At 45.7% G+C, this 24,577-nt stretch carries 36 protein-coding genes and 1 pseudogene; 9 read left to right on the forward strand and 28 right to left on the reverse strand.

The window, feature by feature from the left end:
- Window positions 1-212 precede the first annotated feature (212 nt).
- From ACOTXR_RS23880 to ACOTXR_RS23895, 4 genes are read left to right on the forward strand one after another with little or no spacing between them, the layout of a single operon-like run.
- On the forward strand, window positions 213-554 hold the full coding sequence (locus ACOTXR_RS23880) for a hypothetical protein (protein WP_223533971.1): 342 nt from the start codon (window positions 213-215) through the stop codon (window positions 552-554).
- A complete protein-coding gene (locus tag ACOTXR_RS23885; RefSeq protein WP_000718549.1) occupies window positions 541-1,203 on the forward strand; it encodes a DUF4400 domain-containing protein in 663 nt (220 codons plus the stop codon). Before ACOTXR_RS23880 ends, ACOTXR_RS23885 begins: the two co-directional genes overlap by 14 nt.
- Before the next feature lie 10 nt (window positions 1,204-1,213).
- A complete protein-coding gene (locus tag ACOTXR_RS23890; protein ID WP_000952985.1) occupies window positions 1,214-2,395 on the forward strand; it encodes a S49 family peptidase in 1,182 nt (393 codons plus the stop codon).
- Window position 2,396: 1 nt separating this feature from the next.
- A complete protein-coding gene (locus ACOTXR_RS23895) occupies window positions 2,397-3,128 on the forward strand; it encodes a nuclease-related domain-containing protein (RefSeq protein WP_000338612.1) in 732 nt (243 codons plus the stop codon).
- A gap of 286 nt (window positions 3,129-3,414) precedes the next feature.
- On the opposite strand, the gene ACOTXR_RS23900 is transcribed toward ACOTXR_RS23895, so the two are convergent.
- The 11 genes from ACOTXR_RS23900 to ACOTXR_RS23950 form a co-directional block, all read right to left on the reverse strand.
- The gene (locus tag ACOTXR_RS23900; RefSeq protein WP_000210769.1) at window positions 3,415-3,768 is read right to left on the reverse strand and encodes a hypothetical protein; all 354 of its coding nucleotides are present in this window, start codon (window positions 3,766-3,768) and stop codon (window positions 3,415-3,417) included.
- 65 nt (window positions 3,769-3,833) lie between these two features.
- A complete protein-coding gene (locus ACOTXR_RS23905; RefSeq protein WP_001091367.1) occupies window positions 3,834-4,118 on the reverse strand; it encodes a hypothetical protein in 285 nt (94 codons plus the stop codon).
- Between the two features lie 356 nt (window positions 4,119-4,474).
- A complete protein-coding gene (locus ACOTXR_RS23910) occupies window positions 4,475-4,774 on the reverse strand; it encodes a hypothetical protein (protein WP_000442693.1) in 300 nt (99 codons plus the stop codon).
- Between the two features lie 432 nt (window positions 4,775-5,206).
- Window positions 5,207-5,575, reverse strand: a complete 369-nt coding sequence (locus tag ACOTXR_RS23915; protein ID WP_000537761.1) for a hypothetical protein — start codon at window positions 5,573-5,575, stop codon at window positions 5,207-5,209.
- 225 nt (window positions 5,576-5,800) lie between these two features.
- Window positions 5,801-6,337, reverse strand: a complete 537-nt coding sequence (locus ACOTXR_RS23920; RefSeq protein ID WP_000800251.1) for a hypothetical protein — start codon at window positions 6,335-6,337, stop codon at window positions 5,801-5,803.
- A 67-nt stretch (window positions 6,338-6,404) separates the two neighbouring features.
- Window positions 6,405-6,842, reverse strand: a complete 438-nt coding sequence (locus ACOTXR_RS23925) for a hypothetical protein (RefSeq protein ID WP_000286108.1) — start codon at window positions 6,840-6,842, stop codon at window positions 6,405-6,407.
- A 44-nt stretch (window positions 6,843-6,886) separates the two neighbouring features.
- Entirely contained in the window at window positions 6,887-7,183 is a 297-nt protein-coding gene (locus ACOTXR_RS23930) for a hypothetical protein (RefSeq protein WP_000856246.1), read from the reverse strand.
- 134 nt (window positions 7,184-7,317) lie between these two features.
- Window positions 7,318-8,019: a hypothetical protein gene (locus tag ACOTXR_RS23935; RefSeq protein ID WP_000237191.1), complete on the reverse strand. Its 702-nt coding sequence runs from the start codon at window positions 8,017-8,019 to the stop codon at window positions 7,318-7,320.
- A gap of 314 nt (window positions 8,020-8,333) precedes the next feature.
- Complete coding sequence (locus ACOTXR_RS23940; RefSeq protein WP_000708863.1) at window positions 8,334-8,615, reverse strand: hypothetical protein; 282 nt, start codon at window positions 8,613-8,615, stop codon at window positions 8,334-8,336.
- Between the two features lie 65 nt (window positions 8,616-8,680).
- The gene (locus ACOTXR_RS23945; protein ID WP_001272971.1) at window positions 8,681-9,865 is read right to left on the reverse strand and encodes a hypothetical protein; all 1,185 of its coding nucleotides are present in this window, start codon (window positions 9,863-9,865) and stop codon (window positions 8,681-8,683) included.
- 416 nt (window positions 9,866-10,281) lie between these two features.
- Window positions 10,282-10,458, reverse strand: coding sequence for a hypothetical protein (locus ACOTXR_RS23950; protein ID WP_001371930.1), 177 nt, complete (start codon window positions 10,456-10,458; stop codon window positions 10,282-10,284).
- Window positions 10,459-10,968: 510 nt separating this feature from the next.
- On the opposite strand from ACOTXR_RS23950, the gene ACOTXR_RS23955 reads away from it, so the two are divergent.
- The 5 genes from ACOTXR_RS23955 to ACOTXR_RS23975 all read left to right on the forward strand — a co-directional run bounded on the left by ACOTXR_RS23955 (window position 10,969) and on the right by ACOTXR_RS23975 (window position 13,873).
- Window positions 10,969-11,913, forward strand: coding sequence for a DUF5417 domain-containing protein (locus tag ACOTXR_RS23955; RefSeq protein WP_000778029.1), 945 nt, complete (start codon window positions 10,969-10,971; stop codon window positions 11,911-11,913).
- 98 nt (window positions 11,914-12,011) lie between these two features.
- A complete protein-coding gene (locus ACOTXR_RS23960) occupies window positions 12,012-12,611 on the forward strand; it encodes a hypothetical protein (RefSeq protein WP_001031420.1) in 600 nt (199 codons plus the stop codon).
- Between the two features lie 59 nt (window positions 12,612-12,670).
- Window positions 12,671-13,021 (forward strand): hypothetical protein, encoded by a 351-nt coding sequence (locus ACOTXR_RS23965; RefSeq protein ID WP_000743059.1) that lies wholly within the window; start codon window positions 12,671-12,673, stop codon window positions 13,019-13,021.
- Between the two features lie 46 nt (window positions 13,022-13,067).
- Window positions 13,068-13,271, forward strand: coding sequence for a hypothetical protein (locus ACOTXR_RS23970; RefSeq protein ID WP_001015183.1), 204 nt, complete (start codon window positions 13,068-13,070; stop codon window positions 13,269-13,271).
- 281 nt (window positions 13,272-13,552) lie between these two features.
- A complete protein-coding gene (locus ACOTXR_RS23975) occupies window positions 13,553-13,873 on the forward strand; it encodes a hypothetical protein (protein ID WP_000332796.1) in 321 nt (106 codons plus the stop codon).
- Window positions 13,874-14,481: 608 nt separating this feature from the next.
- Here the strand turns inward: ACOTXR_RS23975 and ACOTXR_RS23980 are convergent.
- The 17 genes and pseudogenes from ACOTXR_RS23980 to ACOTXR_RS24060 all read right to left on the reverse strand — a co-directional run bounded on the left by ACOTXR_RS23980 (window position 14,482) and on the right by ACOTXR_RS24060 (window position 24,491).
- On the reverse strand, window positions 14,482-14,601 hold the full coding sequence (locus ACOTXR_RS23980; RefSeq protein ID WP_223152483.1) for a type I toxin-antitoxin system Hok family toxin: 120 nt from the start codon (window positions 14,599-14,601) through the stop codon (window positions 14,482-14,484).
- A pseudogene (locus ACOTXR_RS23985) lies at window positions 14,549-14,659 on the reverse strand (DUF5431 family protein); the annotation flags it as partial. The gene ACOTXR_RS23980 and the pseudogene ACOTXR_RS23985, both read right to left, overlap by 53 nt.
- 335 nt (window positions 14,660-14,994) lie before the next feature.
- Window positions 14,995-15,600, reverse strand: coding sequence for a hypothetical protein (locus tag ACOTXR_RS23990; protein WP_000137794.1), 606 nt, complete (start codon window positions 15,598-15,600; stop codon window positions 14,995-14,997).
- 216 nt (window positions 15,601-15,816) lie between these two features.
- Window positions 15,817-16,098, reverse strand: a complete 282-nt coding sequence (locus ACOTXR_RS23995; protein ID WP_000703842.1) for a hypothetical protein — start codon at window positions 16,096-16,098, stop codon at window positions 15,817-15,819.
- Between the two features lie 145 nt (window positions 16,099-16,243).
- Entirely contained in the window at window positions 16,244-16,420 is a 177-nt protein-coding gene (locus ACOTXR_RS24000) for a hypothetical protein (protein ID WP_000802040.1), read from the reverse strand.
- A 53-nt stretch (window positions 16,421-16,473) separates the two neighbouring features.
- Window positions 16,474-16,785: a hypothetical protein gene (locus tag ACOTXR_RS24005; protein WP_000633161.1), complete on the reverse strand. Its 312-nt coding sequence runs from the start codon at window positions 16,783-16,785 to the stop codon at window positions 16,474-16,476.
- 222 nt (window positions 16,786-17,007) lie between these two features.
- The gene (locus ACOTXR_RS24010; protein WP_000814953.1) at window positions 17,008-17,208 is read right to left on the reverse strand and encodes a hypothetical protein; all 201 of its coding nucleotides are present in this window, start codon (window positions 17,206-17,208) and stop codon (window positions 17,008-17,010) included.
- Window positions 17,209-17,247: 39 nt separating this feature from the next.
- Window positions 17,248-17,472, reverse strand: a complete 225-nt coding sequence (locus ACOTXR_RS24015) for a hypothetical protein (RefSeq protein WP_000551490.1) — start codon at window positions 17,470-17,472, stop codon at window positions 17,248-17,250.
- A 54-nt stretch (window positions 17,473-17,526) separates the two neighbouring features.
- A complete protein-coding gene (locus ACOTXR_RS24020; RefSeq protein WP_000781547.1) occupies window positions 17,527-17,730 on the reverse strand; it encodes a hypothetical protein in 204 nt (67 codons plus the stop codon).
- 552 nt (window positions 17,731-18,282) lie between these two features.
- Window positions 18,283-18,774, reverse strand: a complete 492-nt coding sequence (locus ACOTXR_RS24025) for a DUF3085 domain-containing protein (RefSeq protein WP_259408559.1) — start codon at window positions 18,772-18,774, stop codon at window positions 18,283-18,285.
- A 4-nt stretch (window positions 18,775-18,778) separates the two neighbouring features.
- Entirely contained in the window at window positions 18,779-19,090 is a 312-nt protein-coding gene (locus ACOTXR_RS24030) for a DUF957 domain-containing protein (RefSeq protein ID WP_001165367.1), read from the reverse strand.
- Window positions 19,091-19,606: 516 nt separating this feature from the next.
- Complete coding sequence (locus ACOTXR_RS24035; protein WP_000071366.1) at window positions 19,607-19,927, reverse strand: hypothetical protein; 321 nt, start codon at window positions 19,925-19,927, stop codon at window positions 19,607-19,609.
- Window positions 19,928-20,105: 178 nt separating this feature from the next.
- Entirely contained in the window at window positions 20,106-20,333 is a 228-nt protein-coding gene (locus ACOTXR_RS24040; protein WP_000336109.1) for a hypothetical protein, read from the reverse strand.
- Between the two features lie 174 nt (window positions 20,334-20,507).
- Entirely contained in the window at window positions 20,508-21,401 is an 894-nt protein-coding gene (locus tag ACOTXR_RS24045) for a hypothetical protein (RefSeq protein ID WP_000252081.1), read from the reverse strand.
- Window positions 21,391-22,503 (reverse strand): toxic anion resistance protein, encoded by a 1,113-nt coding sequence (locus ACOTXR_RS24050; RefSeq protein ID WP_000609386.1) that lies wholly within the window; start codon window positions 22,501-22,503, stop codon window positions 21,391-21,393. Before ACOTXR_RS24050 ends, ACOTXR_RS24045 begins: the two co-directional genes overlap by 11 nt.
- On the reverse strand, window positions 22,500-23,309 hold the full coding sequence (locus tag ACOTXR_RS24055) for a toxic anion resistance protein (RefSeq protein WP_094935606.1): 810 nt from the start codon (window positions 23,307-23,309) through the stop codon (window positions 22,500-22,502). Before ACOTXR_RS24055 ends, ACOTXR_RS24050 begins: the two co-directional genes overlap by 4 nt.
- A 570-nt stretch (window positions 23,310-23,879) precedes the next feature.
- Window positions 23,880-24,491, reverse strand: a complete 612-nt coding sequence (locus ACOTXR_RS24060; RefSeq protein WP_001371923.1) for a DUF6012 family protein — start codon at window positions 24,489-24,491, stop codon at window positions 23,880-23,882.
- Between the last annotated feature and the right edge of the window lie 86 nt (window positions 24,492-24,577).

A 24,577-nucleotide genomic window follows, 5' to 3' on the forward strand; every position in this document is an offset into this window, starting at 1 on the left:
TGTTTTTTTAAAACTTTACAACTTTAAAGTCTTTTTCAGGTTAAAGGATACAACTTTAATGTCTCTACACAAAAATCATTACTGCCATAGATCAGCTTCCTGACCCTAATGGCCTTTATACAAACACCTTTAACAGCATTATTGACCGTGCACTGCTGACTCATCTCAAAACCGAACAGGAAAAAATAGATAGTCCAAGAGTCTGCAAAAATGTGATTTCGGCTTTTGCCGACTCAACTCTTTCTCTGCCGGTGTTTAACATCGGCCTAAACGAGCAGTACAGATACTGGACGCCGTGGGGCATCAACTTTATAGAATTTTCCCGCCAGGCCGCAAAAGCAAGGACCGCTGTATTTGTTCCTGATGTGGGACAGATCGAGTGGAAAAGCGCAGAGCATAAAGAACTGGCGGAGTTAAGCCTCATCGACCAAATCATACCTAAACAGTACCACTGGCTCCTGGGTATCCCGACGATGTGGCGTAACAACTATTGCAATCACGATCAGAGGCTAGCTCTTTTTCGTGAATGGAGGGAAAGCAATGGCTGCGGATAATACAAGCAGGGCAGCAGTGCTCAGAACAATGCTTTTTTTTGGCATGGTCATTTATTTTGGTTACAGCTTGGCTTTCCAGAATACTGAGGAGCTCAAATATCAGATTACTCAGGAGGTTAATGCAAGCCGGTCCATCATATCAAATGACCGTTGGAAGTCTGTCATTGCAAATAGTGAAGCGACTTTAAATTGGTTGGTACATGACTATAAGTTAATTGACTATCTGAATACTATTCTGATCCCTGACACCAAAAAACCAGCCAGAGGTATTAACATTGTTGCTGAAAAATTTACCTCTATTAATTACACTATGGCCAAAAACATACCCCTCTTACTTTATCAGTCCATTTTCCGGTGGAACTTAATCCTGGGGTGGCTAATCGTTTTTCTGCCCTATCTATTTGCCATGCTAGCAGATGGAATGTACCAGTGGAAATTGAAGAGGTACGTATTTGGTAAGGTTACAGTTCAGTTTTATCGTATTTGGTTTCGAGCATTTTGGGTGATCAGTGCTTTAACGATGGTCTACCTGGTCATGCCAAATATGTCACTATTTAACAATATCGCTCAACTTTTCCCACCAGTCGCTTTATTGATACTGGGAATTGCATTGAATCGCTTGTGGTCTAACTTTCAAAAACTCATGTAAAGGTGGTCAGATGTTAAGCAGTAAAAAAAGGAAGTCCCCTACAAATATCAAAGAATCGCTCAATGATAACGCTGACCGTTTTTATAAGATGTTTCGCATTCATACCACGGCAAAAGTTGCTATGTCGCTAATTGCCATGACCGCTGTAGGGTTTTCTTTCTACAATCTTTACGAACAATGGCAGGACGCTGAAGGGAAGAAAGACCATATAGCTGTAATACGGATTTCTGGCGAGATGGGTACCGGCTCGGAAACGGGCGATGGAACAGTGATCGCAACAGCTCTTGCCAAAGCTTACAATAATCCCCATGCCAAAGCAGTTATTATCGAGGCAGAGTCAGGTGGTGGTGGTCCCTCTGACGCCATCATTATTTACCGCCAGATAAACGCGCTTAAAAACCACCAGCCACAGATTGAACGCGTATCAGATGCCGGTGGCTCTCTTTCATCTGTAGCCGCTGACAAGAGTAACAAAACCGGGAGCACAGAACGTGGCGATGAAGCACGGTCGAAGCAAAACTCCCTCGAAGTACTCTCCAGCGGTACCGGTCGTTTTTTCTCTGATATCGCAGACTCATATAAACCAATCATCGTTAGTGTGAAAGGCATATGCGCATCCGCATGCTATTACGCGGTATCGCCCGCTGATGCAATTTATGCCGACAGTAATGCCCTGATCGGTTCTATCGGTGTGCGTATGGACCACTGGAATCTGTCAGAGATCATGAGCACAGTAGGCGTCAAGAATGAGCCCCTTACGGCCGGTGAGTTCAAAGATGCTCTTGACCCCTTCCACCCATTGTCCGATTCAACGAGGGAGTTCATGCAGAAGGAGATCCTGAACACGATGCATGAAAAATTTATAACTGATGTTGAACTTGGACGGGGTAAAAAGCTTCTCTCGCGTCATGATGCCGATGCTGTTTCTCTCTATTCAGGCCGTGTATGGCCAACACCTCAGGCAGTTAAGTACGGCCTGGTGGATGGAGATCTTACGTCAGTAGAGATCCGTACACGTCTTTCAAAAATGTACTCCACTGACACGTTCAAAAACTACAATGAGCCTCATCGTAATCTCCGTTCTGCACTCGGCATGCTGATGAGCCTGTCTTCAAATATTGAGAGCCTTACCGGTACCACTACCCGCTTAGTAGAATCTGTTAATGCCACCAGCTACCCCTCTGTGAGGTAACATGGATGCTTTCAATCTGCTGTGGAGCATTACGGGGGTAGCTTTCATTATCCTTATTTTCGTCGTGTTGCTGTGTCTGTTGGGATTTATGACCTCTGCCATAGCGGAACGGCGGACTGCAAAGGCAATTGAATCTGGGCTTCCTGAAGAAGCTCAGGGGCTACTTAGTGATCTCACCTTTCAGTTGTCGGCTCATAGCACTACGCAGGTTGATCACATTCTCGTAGCCCCACATGGTATATACGTCATAGAGCAGAAAAACTACGTAGGCAAGCTCTACGGTACTCTGGAGGAAAGCCACTGGCGGAAATGGACTCAGTCCCGAACCCTCAAGTTGCAGAACCCGTTTAAGCAAAACCAGGGGCACATCAGGGCTATTCAGTCTGCTCTTAAGGCTAGAGAACTGGAATGTATCAATGTCGTCATCATAAACGGACGTTGTAAGTTTGATGGCATCAAGCCGGAATGGTTATGTATGGGGATGGACGATTTTATCCATAAAGTCAAACAACGACGAGGGCTACGGTTGTTCACACCGGAGTCTGTTCAGCACATCTGTTCGGTGTTGAAGTCAACAAGGAAGTCGCCAGGGCTCTATACGGACCTTACTCATATTCATAACATAACGACAAAGTACAAAGCCCCGATGAAATTCGAGCAACGAGTAACATACATTCTGCTCAACTTTATCCATTATCTGTGGGCAAGTCTGTTCACTAAGCAGAAGCCTTAGCGCTCTATCATTGGTAAGGCTGTAAAATGTCTGCAAAAGGCCCCATCGGTAAATTGTTGGGGCTTTTTCTTTGCGTAGTTCTGATACGGTTTATCCTGTGGAGCATTATGGCCACCAGCCAGCTGGTGACTGGCCAACGCTTTGTATGACGTAGCCTACTCAGGGCAGGCTATTTTAGAGGGACCGATTTTTATCCGGGCTAATTTAGAAAGAGATAATTTGAACTTAGGCGGGCTGACCACCAGCAGAGAGGTAAATCACTAGCCGGTGATATTGACAGAAGTCGTCAGGGGTTTAACGCCGGAATATTTTGCCAGGCCTCCTGCAAGGTCTGCAAGACTTCTACAAGTGATAGTGACGGCCACAGGACTGTTTCCGTCATTATCACTCCAGGTGGCTCGCACTCTACTGGTACCAGAATTAAAACAACACGAGTTCCTTTTACCTGGTAGGCAAGGTTTACTGCCGGTTGGCGGTAGGAGGCCAGTACACCCTCACCATATTGAGCAGGGTTACTTGCCCAGTTCCGCACCATTGCATACACCTGAGGCATATACCGACTATCCAGATCCCCTTTGGGCCGTCTGAACGGCACGATTTCTTCTGAGCGGTAGGTGGTCGTTGTTGTATTGGTTGTCATCTTTGTCACCTCCCCTGTTCGTCCATTTAGAGTTTTAAGCTGCTTTACACATCACACTCAACTGATTATTTAAGCTGGTCATCGTCTCTGGCCAGCATAGCCCAACCATTCGCCTGGTTTTCGCGGGAGTAAGGATTCATTTCAAAATAACTATCTACCGCGTCGCTGTCCGCAACAGAACTGTTGTTAGCTCTCTTTGAACCCTGAACCACTACAGCATCAACCTCTGCGGCTTTCCCGTTGCGCTGTACCAGGATTTTAACCGTATTGGGCTTACGTCTTGCGAGCAGTTTGTTGGCGATAAAAAGCACAACAATCCAGGCCAAAAGCACGTATAAAAATGTATTCATAATGCCCTCCTTTGTATGTGATTATTATACCTGCTTCCATTGCAGGCCAAACAGGTTCGGTGCATGAAAAATAGACTTCTCTCCGGCGTATAGCAATCTACTTACTGATCTGTTTTCGTATCAAACTGTATGGCATAACCGAGGGGCGTACGTGGTGAGTCAGAAAGTTACTTTTCCGTAATAGTTAATTTCAGATCCTTCTTCCAGTTACGCTTCAGTATAAAACCGATACCCTCTAATTCAGCATCCTTCACGTTTAATACGCTTCACTTTAAGGCAGGGCTTTTCGGTTGAAATGAATTCTTTTTCCGGTTGCTGGACATAGGTTTCATCCTGATAGTTAAAGTTGCAGGCTATCAGTCACCACCACCACCTCCGTCACCTCCTCCACCGCCACCATCACAACCACCAGCTATGCTATTTTCACCATTACAATCACCTCCGAGGGGGTTCAAATGGCTGCTCCCCTGTAGATGGTGTCCTTGCCAGATCGAACCCGAACCAGCGCCTCCTGAGCGTCTTTGCTTGCCCTGAGGCAATTGTGCAGGCTCACCAGCACCGGCGGTACCAAAAATGTCCCGGGCAATTTTATAAAGAAGGTAAAAAGGTACGCCCAGCATCATAAAAAAGATTACTGAAAATATTACACGTTCCATTGATGATCTCCTGTCTTGTGAGAGACCAGTTATATCAGGGTGATTCAGTATTTCCGTTTAGAAAAGAGTACTAATTTGGCCCTGTTCGCTCTTAATTTGCCATCCGGGAAAAAGTCATAGGGATAGGCCTGCCAGAGTCAATAACTTCCAGTGATCTGGAGGAGACCCCGGCTCTCTGAGCCCTCATGGATGGTACGGCTTTACCCCTTGTAAACAGATTCACGTTCCGCAGGACAAACATCGACTACTGACGTCTCATATTTGCTGACGCTAATCCGACGTCTCATTGCCGTCTGCTTGTTTTCTTTAAAGGGTGTATTAGACGAATATCAAATCGGAATGGTAGGGGATGTGTGGGCACCATGCCCGGCCCTCTTTGAGCATCTGAGAGATTGGAGACCTAGCCGGGTAAGATAGCTACTTTCTTACGGGTTACCCTTCAAATCCAAAGACGAAACGGACGCTGCCGTTCTCCACGTGGAGACGCTTTACTTCTTCGACAAATTCCTGGATCACCTCTCCGGCGTTATCGGGTGGTATGGCTGACAAAATTTCTTCCGAAGTCAGCCATGAGTATGAATGTTCACCGAATAAATCATCATCTTCGGACGGTATATCATCAGGTAATCCGCGTAATGCGTGGATAAAAACTGCTGATGTGCTCGCCCTTTCACGATCTACATCAAATCCGAGCCAGGCAAAGTGGAGATATGATCGGTCCCCTTTATAATTGCTTGATAAATTAATCCATTTACCAGGCTTTTCTTCCCTTTGAAATCGCCAGCAGATATCAACGCCCATTAAGAAACTCCATTACTATCGTTCGTATGAGATAACTATCATTTCAGAATACTATGACTTCTTCCCGTATAGAACTAATCGCTCACGCCATTTAGCTACTTACTTTTTTTACGTACGCTTGCAGCGCAGTACCTTGAGAGAAGTAAGTAAGACTGGGCGAAGCCAACCGGTTCCGCCACCTCGCTCACCGGCTTTTAGGCGTAAGCACTGAAGTCAGCCTCCATGCTAACTGGCGAGCCTGCGAAAGTCAGACTCGTTGTTATAAAGCGGCATATCGTAAGCAGTGTCTGAAATGAACATTCGGATCTGCTCAAGCGTCATGCCACAATGAAAACGGGTTACGCTCACATTGGCCCGGGGGAAGTCAGCACAAAATGCATTCAAAACATTCTCATGGACAATACCAATGTTGATTAACGCAGCTGGCCCGTTGTCACGGAAAGATACGACACGGAATCCCCCATACCAGCCTGACTGGGAGAAAAATGAAAATGCACTCGTTGCCAGACCATTAGACAGGTCATAGCGCAATTTCCCGCTCAGAGACTGGCTGTCTCTGCTGTACACGCGATTAATGAAAATGCCGGGACCAACTTCTACCGGCTGCTTGTTGCTTGCTAAACACGGAAAGCCCACCAGCGAAACCTCCCTTTCTCCTAACCAGTTTACCTGATACCCGGCAGTGAGAAAGTCAGTCAGTTCTACGCCAGAAAGAGCATTAATGGCCGCAATATCGGTATCCAAAATATTTACGTTTTTCATATTCATCTCATCTATATTCTAAAGTGCGTTTTTTGTCTATCAGCCCGAGGATTGAAAATTTGAATATTTAATGTGACAGAAAAATACCTGTCACCTTTTCAAAAACTGCCTGCAATTGAATATCGAGAGAGTCCATTTTAAAATCCACCAGCTCAGCTTTATTATCGCAAACCGAATAAAAATAGGAGTCAAATGCGTCTGTATCTTCATCTTTAAAAATACGGAAGGAATTAATTTTATTATGCCCTTCAAATTCGGCATGAATACCATAGCGAACCGAGCCGTCATCGAACTGAACAACCCGTCGTACAGAATTAATCCGGACGTACTGTTTTAAGGCCCTCGCGAAATCGGCATTTAACGCCAACGCTCGTAAGATTGAATCAGCGGTTTCATTCTGCTTTTTACGATCATATTCAAACATCCCACAGCCGGTGTTACGAAAGACCGGCTGAAGAGCATTAACCAGGTTGAAGGAATCCACGTTTCTGTCGTTTCTGTACATGAGATATCTCCTGCCCCTCCGCTATACGAAGGGGCTTGATAGGGTTACTGCCAGGCTGCGATCACTTCTTCGCACTGGAAATGAGATAAGCACTGCTGGAGTAAAAGGGCCAGCACCGCTGTGTTAGGGACGCGATTGTTACACCACGCGTTGAATAGCAGCTGCCATGGACCGGCATAATACCCGGCCAGTTTCTTTTTTTGTTTATCTGTGCAGCAGCTGGAAATGGCCTGCTGATAAAGGCTTTCATTCTCGGCACCAGAGCGTTGTTGCAGTGCCTGATAAATATAGGAGTAGACAGAATCGGAGCAATTAGATGCATAGGCCAGATTGGTTTTCATAATACCTCCTGTGTTTTTGGGTATTATATAAAACTCCGACCTACTGGCTAATAACCCACACTGTAATTTCTTTTAAAAACACAATAAATTTTCAAAATTGGACCAGTGTGGATTTAAGCGAGCAGTTTAAATCTTTATGAACTAGCTTTCAAAGAGGTTGGTTTTTCGGGAAGTTTTTTGCCAGACCAGCATGTTGGTTTTTTTTCTGTAGTGCAGATTAGCTGGTACCTGCCCCTTCTTACCTCTTTGAGCAATGACTGTTTGAAATATGGTAAGCCCAGTTCAAAAACCCAGTAACGACCGTCTGCAAAAACGACTGAATTTTCAACGCCATCCGAAGCCACCAAGGATGCATCATTAAGTAGACGTTCTTCATAATGAAATGGTAATGAAAATGTCAGATATAACGCACAAAGTACAAAGATTCCTGTGAGACTAACTGCCAGTGAACCACAATAACCAGAATAAACATTTAAATTTCTTTTGATAAATTTCTCATGCAAGATTACAAGCAGACAGAATACACAAGCTACCAGCCCAAATCCTACATGCAGATAAAACTGTCTTATTTCATCATTCCAGACGATGTTGTCCCATTTCGTGCTTAAGATTGAACCCAACAAGGAGATAATAAAAGCGGCAATTTGAGAACTGATAAAGTAGGAGAAAGCTGACTTTGAAGTTATTTTTTTCATAGAAACAGGAACCTCTTTACCTCGTTCCTGATCAGAGAAAAGACACAAAACGCACCATGCGCAAAAAACTGCAAGTCCAGATGCAATAATCTCGCGTAAAAACATATTAAACGTTTCCGATAATGAATAAGTAATTACCATATCCTCTCCGTAAGTCTACATATAATTCAGACGTGACAAATAATTAAAGGCATTGCTATTCTATCATTATGCATTGCGTTTAAAATCATTTCTAATTCAGCAGAGTAGCGATACAGGCATTTCGCTATCCTAAAATCTGGTAGCTTTCCATTTCCTTGCTGAGATAAATCAAAATAATTCTATTTATTGCCTATTCGGATGCTGCAAAACCTTATAAATCCGGATGTATATCACTTAACAGTGAACCATTCGGTGACTTGCTCTCCGTGAGGTCCACCGGGTTTATCCAGTAGGGAACATTCTGCTTTTACCGTTTACTGCATACGCGAGCAGGAATTCTGTTGCAGTTCTGCATTTGCCTGCTTTTCCAGTGCTGTCATAACCCGGCGGAGCATCGCCAGAGCCTGAACAGGCGAGCTCCCAAACTGCACTTTCACTTCATCCGTATCATGATCCTGAATCAGGTCGAGGATGTTCACTTCGATCCCTGCCCCGTTTTCATCTTTTGCCGTGCACTGAATACTTACCCGGGTCACCGAATCCGTCAGGACTGGCAGTGGGTTAGTCTTGTCTACGTTGATAAAAGCCTTCTTCATTGCCCTGTTTCCCCTTGTCCTGAAAAAGTTACCGACCCGTCCGGATGGAGGGGTCGGTCAGAAAATCATGCCTGTCCCTTATTCATCTTCTCAGCATGCTTACGCAGGTACTCTTTCAGGTCAGCATGAGCATTGATGATATCGTTCATTTCATCATTGGTCAGAACAAGCGTGTAAGTATCAGTGCTGACAGATTCACCTTCTTTAAGCTTGGCTTCTTCAGCAATACGTTCAAAAATCGGGATCGCGGTGTCGGCAATGACGGTCACGGTCTTTTTGTTCAGAACGCTGGACATGGATGGTGCTTTACCTGCCGGGTTCTGTTTAGGAGCGCTGTCCTTTGGAGCCGGAGCTGGTTCCTGTACCGGTGGCGTAACCAGCGTCTCTGTATTGCTTTCATCATTCAGTTGATCCGGTACCGGGGTGTTAACGGTAGCATTACCTGCCGGTTGCTCATCACCGGAGTTTTCCGGAGTCTGCGGATCTGCCATGCGCTCTTCTACCTTGGCAGCTTTGACGAATTTCAGCGTGTTTTTCGTCGCTTTACCATAGATGGAGATCGCCTTGTTGATGTTATCTACCGCATCCTCACCGCTGTACATATACTCGTCCAGCGCAACGTACATGCTCACCTGATCGCTCACAAGCATGGTCTGTAGTTCAGAAGGCAGGTCCAGTACGCGAACCATCTGGCGAAGATGCTGCTCTGATTTACCACGTTTTTTTGCCAGTTCCGCAAAGGTCTTAGGCTCTTCTTTATCTTCAACAAGACGCTTAATTGAAAGCGCTTCAGCTACGACAGACAGCGCCAGGTTGGAGTTGCCGGTCAGGGTGAAGAGTTCTGCTTTTGAAGCGCTACCGCGAAACTCTTCGCAGCGAATACGAGTAATGCGTTCACGCCCTTCTGCTTCCAGCTGGCGGTTTGCAATAGCGATGGAACGGATACGGCAAGCCCCCTGACGCAGTACAGGTACGCCATTAACCATCTGAACAACGATAGGCGTCACGCTGAACGGGTCTTCCATGTAGGCATCGGCCAGGCTGTTCAGGTGTTCCACAACGTGAGGCATTGAATAGTAGAGCTCGCCCATACCGGCCGTGCGGGTGTTAAAGCCTTCCTGCTCTACAACAACCGAAGGGTCAATGATAAGGCCGTTACCTTTACGGGCACCGTTACCAGTGCGTTCCAGGTAACCACGAAGGCTGATTTCGTTGCTGTTGTTTTTTACTTCAGTTTCGATTGCGGACATTTTTGTTCTCTCTTTTGGTTGGTTGTTTAACTGCGCTACAACACAACAATACCAGGTTCGACATTTTTTCTAATAGGTTGCACAGAAGAAAAAGTAACTTTTCTTAAAAAAAATTCCTGAGACAATACTACTCGATCCGTCCGTTTTAAATCTTCACAACAGTGGGCCGTTTTTACGTTTAAGCAAAATAGCTGGTTCAGAAGGTGAGTCGGAGAGAAAAGTTACTTTTCCGGTTGTCTGGGCCAGTGATGAGAGAGTGGCAGGACAGGAATGGCTAAACCGGTGCGGGTCTCTTGTAAGTCGCAGGGGATTGAGGAGATATAGAGGTAAACCGGTACGTTCAGTTTTTGGATTGAGCCGGGCTTTTGGCCCGGGCTTAAGGAAGCGGAAATTTGAACGAACTGGCAGGTAATGATTTATGCCGCCGACAGCTGGCCGTCAGTGCTTTGCTGTTCTGGTTTGACAGTTGGGGGATAACCGGCAGTTAGCCGCTGGCATTCCGCATCACAGAAAGCCCTGAGGTTGCTGAAGACGGACTCCATGAAATCAGCATGAGCATACGAGTCTACAGGACGTGTCTTGTTATCTTTCATCTTGTTCTCCTCAATCATTATTAAAACCAGCGGATTTAGTTCCTGGCGCTCCATCTGCTGACCGGCTTTCCCAGAGAGCAGCGATGTGTCGGGTTCTGTTTCTCATTTTATCGTTTTCATCGGGCCCATCCGGCCGTATAAGAGACCGATTTGGCATGTTTAAGAAACGTACTGGCGACATTAAAAGCTGAGGTTGGCTTTGGAATAAAAGGATACTTTTCCCGTTTGTCAGGTCTTTCGCTACCGCTGCACGATGATTCTGTCAGGCATTCTGCGCCCTCCTTGGCTGTACATCTTGAAACAAGCGGTGGGATGTTCCCTTCCCCCTGCTCACCGCAGAATAATTGGCAAGTCCCGACGGTCGTTCCGTACGAGCCGGGTCCAAATAATGAATAAATACAACGCCACTTCAATTGTATTGACAATAGAAGTTAGGAGGATCATAGTGTCATTCATGGTGCGGCTTTCGCACCACCGCCCCGGCGGTACCGGGCAGAACTGGAGTACCTCATGAAACTTTCCCGTCAGACGACTTCTGATACTTCTGTTGATGGCCGTTCACGCGCATATGCCTGGGGCCGTGTCCATTATTTCATTATCGAACATGCACCAATGGCTGAGCTGGTCGCTATTGACGAGCTGCTGGAAAAAGCTGGCTGGAGCAATGACGGCTGTCCGAACTATGAGAAAGATGACGAGTTTGGTAATGCTGGTTACAGCTGTGGTTACTGGATCGATATTGACAGCGTGGGAAGCTTCAAGGCTGACTACAAACGTCTTAAGGGTGAGATTAGTGCGCATATCGCCTCAAAGGCGGCAGAGGTGGAGATCCGCGTACTGGACTCGATGTCCGACAAAGAATGTAAAGATGTTGCCTCGGTGGCATGTACTGTTCGCCGTGACTTACGTACGCAGTCCGAATCGCTTCATTCACTGCGTACTATCGTAACGGTTGATCATTACAATCCCTATGTGATCACCAGCCGCCCGCTGAGCATTTCCGCCTGGACACTTATCCACGACTGTCTGAAAACCGGCACCATCAATGACGTCTGTTCACGGTTGAGTTCATTAATCCTGCACTCTGAAGCCGCGATTGCCCGTTGTAAGGGAAGCTCCGACTACTCTTCGGAACACGCTCAGCTATCGTTTTTTGCTGGTAACGACTATGTCACCAGACGCACCCTTGTTGATGCAGCTCACGAAGAGGCTCTGCGAATGAACCGCCGCTTTGATGAACGTATTGCAATGAACGCGGATTCTGATGCCAGAAGGCTCCAGTGCGAATTCAACCTGAGCAACCATGTCGTACAGCGTCGGACCGTTGAATCTGCTCATATCCAGGCAATCAACGAAGACGTCACCCGTTCACAGGCGGAACCACGCTGCCCTGGAAAGCTTCTTCTGAAAATGACCAGTCATGAGGAAGTGCGGGACTCACTGAGCACCTGTTAGTCCAGCGACACCCCCTGCGGCTCTACTACCGGGCCGCAGTCTGCTCCGGCCAGATGGTGCCAGTGGCGTAATGAATTTGTTTAATAAGGCTGAGTATGATGAATAAAGAACAACTAATCGACAAACTGGAACGCGTGGTATGTGGTCAGTACTCCTACGAAATGCAGGAGCTTGCGTATTCGGCCCTCTGCTGCATTAAAGGCACCCCGGACGACTGCGCTAAGTTCCCTGTTACGCGTCCGCTGCCTGACACCTTAGTGGACGTATGGGACGAGATCGGGCAATACCTTGGCACAGGCAAAGCCATTGAAACTCGCAGTTGCGGCGTTTCGCTTCTGCTTCATGGACACTGCTACGATTCAAATCATGTGCTGTACTGGCGCAATGCTGGCGCACTTCCAGCAGCTTGCGATACGCCACTGGCTGGTGGGTCTCGCAAACTGTTCACCTGCTCAGCCTGTGGAGTGGACGGTCTGGATGAACCACCTGAAACCAGTTGCCACTGCTGCACAGAGGGGGCCCACTGGATTGAGAGCAGGCTCTTCACCTCCGGGCAGGCAGACCCTGAAGAATTTAGACCCGTGGCGGTCGTGAAAGAGTGTGCAGGCTCAACGCCGGATGATCGGCTCATCTGGAGCGTGATTGAACAGCTCAACGGCGAACTGGCGGAAGGCGATAAACTATTTAAGCGACGCTGACAGATCACGTCAGCATTTATATCAGACGAACTCCAGAATAATTTAAAGCAACCATGAACATGAAAAAGCCCAAAGCTGCATTACAGAATGCCATGAAAGAAGATGTGCCAGCTGTGACACAGATTCAGATGCGATCTACGGTTTCCAGAAAGGTTCGCTATGTAAAACAGGCAAATCGAGAGGGTCTGAAATTATCTGAGTGGATGTCGCGGCATCTCGACGCTGTCTGTGATACCGCAGATGAGATTCATAAAGGCAAACGCTCAACTCCGGTTGCGCCTGGGAAGATTCCCCCTGAGGTATACCAGGTGATATACGATCAGTGCGGCGGGTTCGTGGAGTGTGATGCTAATGCCCAGGTAATCTGGGAAGCCTGCCGTGATGCCATTCTTAACGGAGACAAAGGGTAAACGGCAGGTATCGCCTGTCATTTTTACCCTTGTGAGGAAAATCCTGATGAACCATGAGAGCCGAACTGTATACCTGAACACGGCCATTGAGGCCCTGTTGAAAGCTGAGGCGGCTCTGAACGAGCTGGCATTAGCCTATGTACTCAAACCAGGTGAAAAGGCAAGCGCATGCCATCCCCGAACCGGTACGCTTTCCACAGCTTCCCAGGTAAGAAAACTTCGCCGTGTTCTAGAAAAAAACAAGTTATGACGGCCCTTATACGCTGGCATAATGTACCGTGCTTCGCTCATCCCAGCAGTATGGGTTTTAAACTCTTCCATTTTTAAGAGTACGGGAAGAGCCTTATTATTGTCGCATACCCTACGGATGCATTGCAGTTCAAACCGCTGTTCGGTGCAATTATTGCTGTATCCGGCGGATTTGAAAATGACAGAAATAGTGATGTAAAGCTCCGCCATTAAAGAAATGCCCCGTAGTTTGGCGAATCAACTTTCTGAATTATCTCGATGAACACCATTTAAGGAAATCGAATGTGTGATTTTTGCAGGGCTGACGAAAATTACTTTCATATGGCAGAATGCGTGTATGACCAACTGGTTAAAGAGTATCCCGTAATGTGGCTGCGGGATTCAACCCGGATCGGGGCCTGCTACCTCTGTCGAGAACTGCTGTCGCCGGAGGGGATGGTCCTGGCGATGCAGAGCGCTTTCCCTGCGAAGGGATGGCGGCTGCGTATTTGGTACAATGAAACCATTGACGAAGAGATAGAACCGCAGCGTGGAGACTGTATTGAGCTGTCCTCCAGGGCGGACGCTCTGCTGTCCTTCATGTCGTTCCAGGAAAAGGTTTAGCGCTGCGGCCCCCCTCACAAAAAGGCGCTTTCCGCGACAAATCTGGTACGACCGGACAACGTTGAGTCAATTCTTGCTTCCCCGCAGAAGAATCCCTATGAAGTAAAGTAGAGGTAGGCATTACGCCCACCAGCAAACCTGATAACTGTTCTTTGCGTAACATCCTCAAACTTCTGGTGCCTTCGTAGACTGCGATGCGAATGCCCATGAGCTGAATTCACCGTATCATTTGACCGGATGCAGCGAGAACAGAAATGACAATGTTTGAACGATTTGCCAGACGGCCATAAAACTCTACTGGGTACAGAATAAGGACTGACCGCAATGGCTACGTTCTATGAGCTACCGACCAGTGAGAAGTCCATTGTTTCCGGTACGTGCCCGGACGAGCACCGGTGAAATTTTTCCCGACTGGATTACGCTAAGGCTTTTGAACGGTTTGCGTGAAGTGGGACTCTTTGGGTCTGGTTCTTGATTTATACAAAAGGCTATATGCCACAAGACGGGAGGAAAAAAGGGTTTCCCCGACTGGAGAAACCCTTTCAAAAGGTGCCGATGGCATACTAATCCACACCCCGAAAAGAGGGGGTTGCCCCCCTCTTTGTCAGCTACTTACCGGATTCGTAGGCCAGGATAGCAGATACCTCCCTTGTTCCGTCTTTCATCCGCAACTCGCAAAGCGAGTTTCGTGTGAGCCAGGTGAATATCAACAGCGTTAAACAAACTATTAATATGCACAAAACAATGGGTTGGTTCGGCATTTTCATGGCCTTCTTCTCCTTGCATTTAAGCAGGCAAGAGGCTACTCTGAATGTGACTAGCATACAGGGGCCTCGGGTTAATTGAAAAATTACTCGGGGCTTTCTGCTTTTACCACAGTCAAACAGTGTTACCGCTGGCTGGGGCAAAAGCCTCCAGCACCAGCGTTATTATACCACCCTGCCCTGATCAGCCAAACACCCCGCCTACATAAATTACTGATTTTTCATTTATTTGACATGATTCACTTCCGGTTGTCGGCGAAAGTCATTTTATACTAAAGAAAAGGGTAACGGGCAGCTGCTGGGTCGGAACATACAGTGCAGTTCCTGCCCGTTTAATTTCCGGATGCAATGGTAGGATCAGGAGGCACTGCTTCCGTTGATTAGGGAAATCTTATGTGCCTGAATACGGCTGTATTCGAGATGGGATGCAATATTACAGATGCGCTCCAGTCGATCATGCAGCCTCGTGTAGGTCAGTCGATGAATACCGGACATTTCATCAAGTAGCCAGCGCTTGATGTAAGGGTTACAGGAAAGCCGGGCAAGATCGTCGTCATCCACTTCGTCAAAGAACCAGTACTGCTCCATCGGGACTACCTGAAATATCCACGGCCGGGGATAGTCCCCTGTGACAACCAAAAACCATGCAAGAAAGCATAGACACAGCTCAACGACCATAAGCATCGAAAATTGCGAATAACTTAGACCGGGCACATAGGGTGAACTATCCGCAACATACCCCCTGAGCAATTCCGCCACAAGGTAGCCCAATAGCGTCAAGGCCAGCATCAGGGTCAGGATTAATCCCCCATTAAACGCTACCGAAGCCTTTTGAACCCGATCAGGTGCTGTCCGGCTGCGATAGTTGGTCACTACTCTTTCTACAAGTGCCCTTATGGCAGCCTGTTCTTTACTGACATCAGCTCCGGAAAAACCGGACGGGCTTTTATTTAATTCAGTCATACCCCACTCCTGTTATGTGCTCTACTTAACAAACACGTAGATCATACAGAGCTCACGGACGCACTCCTGCCAGATAAAGGAGGGAATTTGGCTGTAAGACGGTTAGCCAACAGTTCAGGTTATGCGTGGGATCCGCCCAGTCAGAAAGGATTCCGTTAATAACAGGCAAGGTTAAAGGCAGATGGACGGTGAAATTGTGGGTGCTAAAAGGGGGTATTACTCTTTTTCCTGCATAGCGGTTTTTTCAGCCCGGGTGGCCAGACGAACATTTCCGAAAGGCTCACGGACAAGCAGTGGCTTCTCCTTCTTCCAGCCCCTGATAGCCGTTTCTCCAAACCGACGTGGTGCATTGCCGTTCCAGCGAGCAATCACATGGTTATCATGAATTTCAATAATGACAACGGGGTGGACAATGACCGTTGAAATGGTGGTATTTCCCATTTTGGTACGGGTTACAGACCAAACCTGCATCCCGGATTCCAGCTGGCTGATTTTCATATTATATCCTTAAGCCATCACGAACTGCGCCACAAACAATTAATGTGGCGCAATTTACCATAAACAATAAACATCAGATACCCGTGAAAAGATTTCCCTTTATTTTAAAATTCTTCTGGAGAAAAAATGATATTTCCAGAAGAGGTCAGCGAAATTCAGAAACGGCCATCACAATGGTGCTGCGCTGACGCTGGCGTTCTGCCTTGCGCTGCCTGCGGCGATAGATCTGTTTTGCGCTGACGTAAGGGCAGTCCTCACGGGTATACCAGCAGCAGCCGCAAGGTTCGGGCCGGGGTTTTCCGGCAAGTCCAAATGGTTTCATCAAGTCACCTTTTTAATGTTTTTAATGGAAAGATACTTACCTAACCCATTGTTTTATAGGAAATAACGTTGTTGCATAAACAGATACAGATAACCCTCAGGAGAAAACATGCAAAGGTTATCAGTGATAACCGCGTCCAGATACCGAGTGTCAGTCTGTAAACGTTTTATCACCAGAAAATGTGCTGCCGCAGCCTTAATGCCAGAACTACCGTTTACAACATTATGTATACCCGCTTTGAATAACGAACGAGCATGAATTACCTTTTCCCGGGCCGCTTCGATCTCAGCATTAATAACGCATTGCCGCGCCTGGATGACTGCCTCTCCGGTTAAATCGCGGAAATTCATTAGAGATGTGATCATGATTGACTCTCCAGATTATGTGGAATCATTATAACAACTGGCACCACGCCACAAATAACCTGAGATAAATTCTTTGAAATATTCCTATATATAAGGAATTACAGTCGGAAAAGAAACAATGAAATAGCGCCGACCGCTTAAAATCGATAAATTAAAATGGACGGCACTGGAATGAAAAACTGAAAGTAGTAAGACCGTAATTATCCTTCACGGATGTAAGCTTTAAAAGAGGAGTACTGGCAAAGCTTTGCCAAGTACTTCGGCGGTTGTGTCTACGATTTTACGGATGTCATCGATCTGCGAAGGCTTATTCAACACCACCGTAAAAAGCTCTCCTTCGTTATCAGCCTGCTCGCAGTTTCCGTATCGGCTCCCGTCGTACAGCTGCACAATACGTGACATAGAAGACTTTGTTTGTTTCATGGCTTTGCACCTGCTTTTAGGCAGTTTGGTTACTGGTTATCAGAAGCTGGTTTCATGCGCTTCCGGCTGGGACACGAACTGGTATTTGACGCCGCCAGGCACACCTACTGCTTCGGCAATAGAGTCGCAAAGCCGCGATAAATCATTTAGTGTCATCGGATATTCAATATCTACTGAATATAAAGCACCTGCATTTTCAGCATCTTCGATGTTTTTATACTGGGCACTAAATATAGCAATGGTCTGAATTTCGTGGTTATGCATGAACCGGTCCTTATTAAATTATAAAAGCCACCCGAGAGTGGCCTGAGTGGAAACTTAAATCTGTGAAGTATATTTGAGAGATTTTTTGCGATCCAGATGCCGGGCAACAATGGTTCCGATAACAAGTAGCGTGATGACCGCACTGAAGAAGGTGCTGTCAGGGACGCCCTGGAAAAAATCACTGAAACTGTAAACAATAAAAATCAATGCGCAAAAATAGAAAACGATACGAACATAAGGGGTAAAAAACATTTTCATCGGTTGCCTTCCATTCAGGGAGAATTCTCAGTAATTACATCACACCTGAAGAGAAACTATTTTCGTATAAATGAGCATTTTCGACATATCAGAGGGGGGTTTTACTCATAAATGAGGTAGTAAGGGTCACACTTGAGATGAAAGTTACTTTCCTGGCTGCGAACGAACTATCTCAAATGTTAGAGGTGTGCGTTCGCCTTAAGAGCTTCATGCCCTGAGGAGCTCAACTTGAGCCGATAGTATAAACCTGGCTCCAGATGCCTTACTGGCTGGCATAACTCCACGAGGCCCAGCCGGAACAGGACCGGAGAGCTCCTGCACGTCACATCATCAGGATTCCCCATAAACGTACGCCGTTCTCTGGCCCGTCTGAAATTGCCAGAGATATCATAGATCGTGCCGGATGCCATCCGTCTTAACACGTAAATCTGCGCCCTTGTAAGCTTCTGGGCGGAACTGCTTAAACCTGACATACCTTCCCGGCCTTATATAAAACAATCCGCCAGCAGCTCGACTGGCGGACAATGTTTGACTGGATACAGCAAGGACATACTATTTGCTGACAAGTTTGATATTGGTTTCACTCATTCGAAGTCGAAACTCCTGAAAACCCTGCTCTACCGCTAACTCCAGCCACTCAACGGGAATGGTATAGCTACAATCAGACCCATCCAAAGCGGCATCACAAGCGTAATCCCAGTCCTCATCCAGTTTTGGATTCATCCCCTGGGCGTAAGCCACAGTATCGCGGGATGCGGGAGAGCCCTCAAGCTCAGCATTAGTGATCAGGTATACACCATGACTGTGCGCGAGAAGCACTTTTGGCACCAGATGTGTGCTGGCAATTTTTGAGGATGAGGGAAAGAAAACCCTACCAGCTTTACGCGCCTCTTCTTCAGTCTGTCCCTCAGCGTTAAGGAGGGCTCCCCCCGGATAGCATGCCGGGTCATAGATCTGATCTGGGGTGACCGAAAACGTTTTTGCGGTGCGAATTTCTTCGATCAGTTTATTGATATCTGCCATTTCAAATACGAGAGTGGTCACAGGCTTACTCTCCCTCTTCAGTGGACAACATCAGATACTTTGTTGCCAGCAGAAGCTCTCCCACATCCTTGAGGGACAATTCAGCTTTGCCTTCTACGGCAAGCTGCAAGCGCTGTCGAATTGCATGAACAGAATCTGAAGATAAAGATGCCATTTTGCGCAAAACGGCATTAGCCTTTTCTACAGCAGGATACAGAATTTCTGAGTTGGTATTATCTTCGTCATTATCAAAGATAATTTCAGAATCCATATTGATGTTATCTTCAAGCCAGCTTGAAAGCACTTCAAGTAATGACATCACCTTTTCAATTTGCATATCGCCTCCTCTGTTAACATGAAACAAATATAACAAAGTGGCTTACCCGGCTAATAACCTGAGCAGAAAGTTTTCGAACTTAGTTTGAAAACAAGTTTTCTGCTCAGGTTAATGTTAAAGTCGCTGGGTAAAAGATAAAAGGCACTGAAGATGATTTAAGCATCAAACAGACTAAATAGGATTCCGTCTTTTATAACGCTTTTAAAATAGAATGAATGAAATATAAATTTTGCGTTTAAGAATGAACGCTGTAGAGGATGATTTATCCAGTGATATGCAGTTTGTGGCCTTTAAAAAGGCTTTATTATGGACTTGAATTGCAAAGAGAGCACCGACATTTTTCTGGGGGCTCCCGCAGAGAAAAAGCTGTGAGGTTATGAAGACGTATAGGAGGTATTCGGCGAAATACTGTATGGCCACAGGAGAGCTTCAGCACCCATATCCTGCCGCCTCGCTCGCCTGTGGTGATTTCAATATGTTCTACGTCATACCACGTAGTTGTATTTCTCACTTTGTTTATGCTTCCTGACACCGCGTGAACGCAATCTTCGTCTGGATGCGTTCATAGATGGAAAACTGCCTTTCAATGGAATCGGCATTAGACAGTAATTCATGAAGCTCAGCAGAATCTGTATCAGGAACGATAGCGACAGAAACTCCATATTTACGCCCAGTTCTGATCAGGTGCGCAAGTTTTTCCTTCTCTGATTCTGTGAGCATTGCCAGATCCCTTCCGGATACCTGCTCGATAAATGGACCAAGGTTTTTCGGAAAAAAGGGTTCGGCATCAGAATTATGTACCGGGAGCGTTTGCGGCTTATCGAAGCTATTGGACATGAAAAGAACCTTTATAGTTAGAGAGGTGGAGACTGAATGCGTAGCCCATTAAAATTAGTAGTGCCACACTCGAATGCTAATCATACTTTATGATGGCTATGGTAGGAATGGCCGTCAACTTAAACCGCCAGAAGCGAGCCATTCACCGTTAAAGTAACTTTCCCGTATGATGTTCTTTTTATGGAATGAGTTGTTCACACTCCTCTTTAAGAGCCGCCCTGGAACGAGATCGACAGACTTTGCTTAATGAAGAGCGTAATTGATGTTCATCAACCCCATCAGCGACAAACTGACCAATTTTCTTTTCAAGACGCTGCATTGCCTCATAAAGCTTGGCATCAGTATTATTTTTAAGAAACCTCAGTATATAATCAGCAATAATTTGAACAGGAGTAAAGTTACACATCATGTATCCTTAATAAGTTGTGTAAAAATAAAACCATAAAAAACATAATCAGAAGTAGATTATTATACTTGAGTAAGCTTTTCAGCTAACAAGCTGGAGAAGCAGATTCCGGTAAATTACTACATATTTGATAAAAGTTACTGAATAAAAAAGCCCAGCGTACCGGGCTTTCATTCAATTTGATTCTAAGAATCTGACTCGCCGCCTGATTTTTATACCAAGAAGAGCGAACAAAACGCCAACGAATGCGACGGGACTACCTACTTTAAGACAATTAACCGACGCTTTTGAAAAGGTATGTGATTTAGACATACGTTTTTGCTCATAACGAATCGCAAGTGGTGAGACGGATTTATCTAAAGCTGTCTTTTCCAATGCATAACGAACTTTCACGGGAATATTTGACTGTAATACACCAGACATATACGCCCTAACAACATTCTGTGTTAACTTCACATCTGGCTTGCCGAGTTTTATATGTAGTTGCGCCTTTAAATAGTTTACAGATACCTCTTCGCCTGAGGGCCAATTACTATCATTTAAATATGCGACAAGTTTATCGTATTTTTCATGTTTTACATATTTCTTGATAACCTTTACAGTCGAAGCTGAAGTGGCATCAGTCTCTTCCGAACCTAAAGCAGATGTAAAAACTGACAAGCCGATAAGAAAAGCGCCAGCAATTAGAAGCATCGGGAATATCTCACCTATTTCCTCCCCCTTTAAAATTTTAAAGGCAGTTGAAGAAACTACTAATAGCCCCATAATCCCTAATAGCAACTTAGAATATGTAGTTAGGAAGCCTCCAAATGCATCGCCAAAATCCGAAACCACTAACTTATCTTCACCTTCAGATGAATTGAAGAATGACAAGGGCACATCAATATCAAAGTCCAGAACTGAAGGTGAGAGGTGTAATGACAGCAACCACAAGCAAAGACCAAAAATCATTATCAGCAGGCCCGCACCAAATATCGCGAAACCTGAATTTCTAATCTTTATAGACCGGTGAAAAAGAAATGACAGTTCACGGGAAAAATCGTCACTACTCTTAAGGTTACGCACCATGATCTACCCCTTTTTGTGTCAGTCGGGTGCGCAAATTCTCACGCATGGCAAGAACCTGTTTTTCTGTTTCCCTGAGCTTAATAGCCCCTTCTCTCTGGATTTTAACAACATCGCCAACCGTCTGGATAAGCGTATCCTGCACCTCTTTAAGGGTGCTTATATCAATAACCAGCCGTTGGTTTGCTTTCATAGTTTCTACTGCATTGCGATGCAGTAATTTTGCATTACTACGGAGTAACTCATTGTTGGCATTATCGATATCATTGGCAAGATTTACAGCGTTACGCTGTCCATTTAGAGAAATGGCTAACAGAAACTGACGCTTGAAATTAGGGACAGTAACCTCTTTGACGCTATGAAACTTGTCGATAAGACTTTGGTTATTTGCCTGTATAATCCGTACCATTGGCAATACTTGCATAGCAGACTGCTGAGAAACAACTAAATCGCCAATACGTTTTTCTAAATTAGCAATTAGCGTATCCAGATCAGATACTTCCTGGAACTTAGCAGGATTGTTACCAACATTAGCTCTGAGATTTTCTGCTTTTAATTGTAATTCTCCCAGCCTTAATTTACCGGCAGCAATATGTACACCTGTTAAGTGGTGTTCTTTAACGACTTCATCAAACATTTGCTGGAGCGAAATATTATTAGAACCGAGGCTATTCTGTGTAACTGAAACCTCTGAAACCAGAGCATCGATTTGTTCACGAGTTGATTCAAACTGTGCGGCGAAATTCTTCCCACGGGTGCGGATTTTATCCAACAAAGGGCCAATAACTGGCAGATTTGAACGACTTTCAGTTAAGTTCGAGATGTTTACATTTCTTGCAAGGTTGATAATTTCAGTTAATTTGCTCCCGGCTTCGTCTAAATCTTTATTGCGAATTTGCTCAAGCAGGCTATCCGCATAATTAGCAGTGTTTTCCCCCATTGCCCGGCCAAAACGATAAACTGTTCCTGGATCATCGGCATTAATGCATTCCGCGACGGCTTTAATCTCTTGTTCATCTTGCTCATTCAGCCCGAACTTTTCCAGTTCAGCGGAAGTCAAAGTAAAAGCAACAACCTCAGTTTTGGTGGTCAAATTATTAATCATTTTTGGAATCCCTCTAAATTTTGTCGCAGGCTTTTTAGAAGAGCCTCGTGGGCCTGATTAGCTTTTCTAACAATCGTAGGGTCAGTGTTATTTACTGATAACAGCGAAAGTGTGTGTTGCCGCCATACTGGAACCAGGACTTTTATAGTTTCGTTAAAGCGGTCAGCAATATCTATACAAGTCCCGCGAGTGATTTCCATCTGCATGGCGGCCATTTCATGAGACGCAAGCAGTGTTGCCAGGTTAGCTAAACGTCTGGCAAATCTTTCCCTCGGTTTATCGAAGACAAGGCTTAGATCGTCACTATTTTTTTCTTCGGTAGAATCCCTAAGGAACTCATGGCCTGCCTGGATAAAAATTTTAAGGCGTTTGATTTCTGACACATATGTTTCAAGCAGCTCTTCTAAAGCCAGTAGCGTCTCATTCACATGTGTCAGATATCCGTTCCCCTCATTAATAAGATTTTCCACCTTCTCACGTGCGTGTTGGTAACGAACGCGCTTTTCAAGGTGTTTGCCCGTAAAGCGGGAAAACCAGGATGGATTGCTACTGATAGAACGTGGATCTGCCTCCGCTAAGGCACTTACGATACGGTTCAAGGCTCCTGATAAAGCGGTAACTGCGTCTTTCTCCAGAAGATTTGAATACTTATCCATAGCCTTCGAAGATAAACCCGAGTCGCCGTAATGGCTTATTGCCCCAGCATTAAGCAGAAGACCGGGTATAAATTCTTCTTTGAGTTCTGCTATCGATATGTTGCTGCTGTCAGTTGAAACGTTCATTTTTGCCTCAAAATGGTTATCCATGACAGCCTATCATTTACCGTTCTGCTGATTTTTCGGTTAAAGCGCCAAAACCTGGGTTTATCCGTTTTCGAGGCAAAAAAATAGAATCTGATCCTCACGTAACCCTTTGCCATTCTGATTAAAGGAGAAGTCCCCTACTGTCTGTGCACTGAATTCAGCACTGGATGAAGTTAGGACATGAAGTGCACATAGATCCCCTGCTTGACCTACCAATCACCGCCTTCAATGTTTAGATCTGGTGACCTTACAGCGACCATTTCTCTAACCGGATGGTCATTGTTGTCGTGGCTGCTCCCCAACAGCAGGCTTACCGTTCCGCTGGCAGAGTAATACATCGCGTCAGGAAAGTGCTCCCTGACCTCCTAAAGCAATTTGTTCATGCTGTTAGTTAAACGATAAAAGCGTCGGGCTGCGTTCGGCATAGCTTCTTCCAGGAGGTCAGAAGCATCAATCTCACGGCCGTTTATAACGCGGAGAATATCTTGCTCATCCATAGGTTACTCCCAGGCAATAAATCAAAGTGGCCAGGCAAAAGGAGACTCGCCTGGCATCAAAAAGAATAAAAGGTCGTTACGAACTGATAATGATGGCCTGGTCAGTTTGAGGAAGTCGGTTTCCTCTGATGAATGCTGGATGGCTTAAACGAGCAGATGACATGGTCATCGCCAGAAATGTCTCTTCACGCGAACGCAGCAATTCCCCCCATGAATAGGTTTCCCATACGTCGTGGGAAAGATCGGATTCCTTTATGTACCTTGACTGCATTGTTGGTTCAAAATCGACGGGAGCTAGACTGTCATAGGATGGATGTACACGGTACCCCAATTCTTCCTCCCTCTGATGGTATGCATGTGCCAAAAGGACATCATGGGAGACCAAGTCATAGTCTTTGTCCTGAACGAGCGTTTTTACGGTATGACTAATTTTTCCAAAGCCTTCAATTTCCCAGATTGTTATCATTGTGAACTCAGTTAAAGTCCGTGGGCTTTTTACCAGAAAGCCATTTAATGCACGTCGCCCCTTCAACATGACAACGTGGTAGGACTTGTTGGGATAAGGTTTCATTGCCACCAGCGAATCAGCTTTAAGCTCAAGTGACAATTCAGGTACAGAAACTGACACGAGAGTACACTTGTTTTTCATATGGTGAAGAATACGGGGCACAAGATGCAGATACATCATTTTCTCCTTTGAAGGGGCTTTGTTGAATAAATCGAACTTTTGCTGAGTTGAAGGATCAGATCACGCATCTTCCCGACAACGCAGAC

The sequence above is a fragment of the Enterobacter cloacae complex sp. IR53030 genome (assembly GCF_049238365.1).
GTDB lineage: Bacteria > Pseudomonadota > Gammaproteobacteria > Enterobacterales > Enterobacteriaceae > Enterobacter > Enterobacter kobei.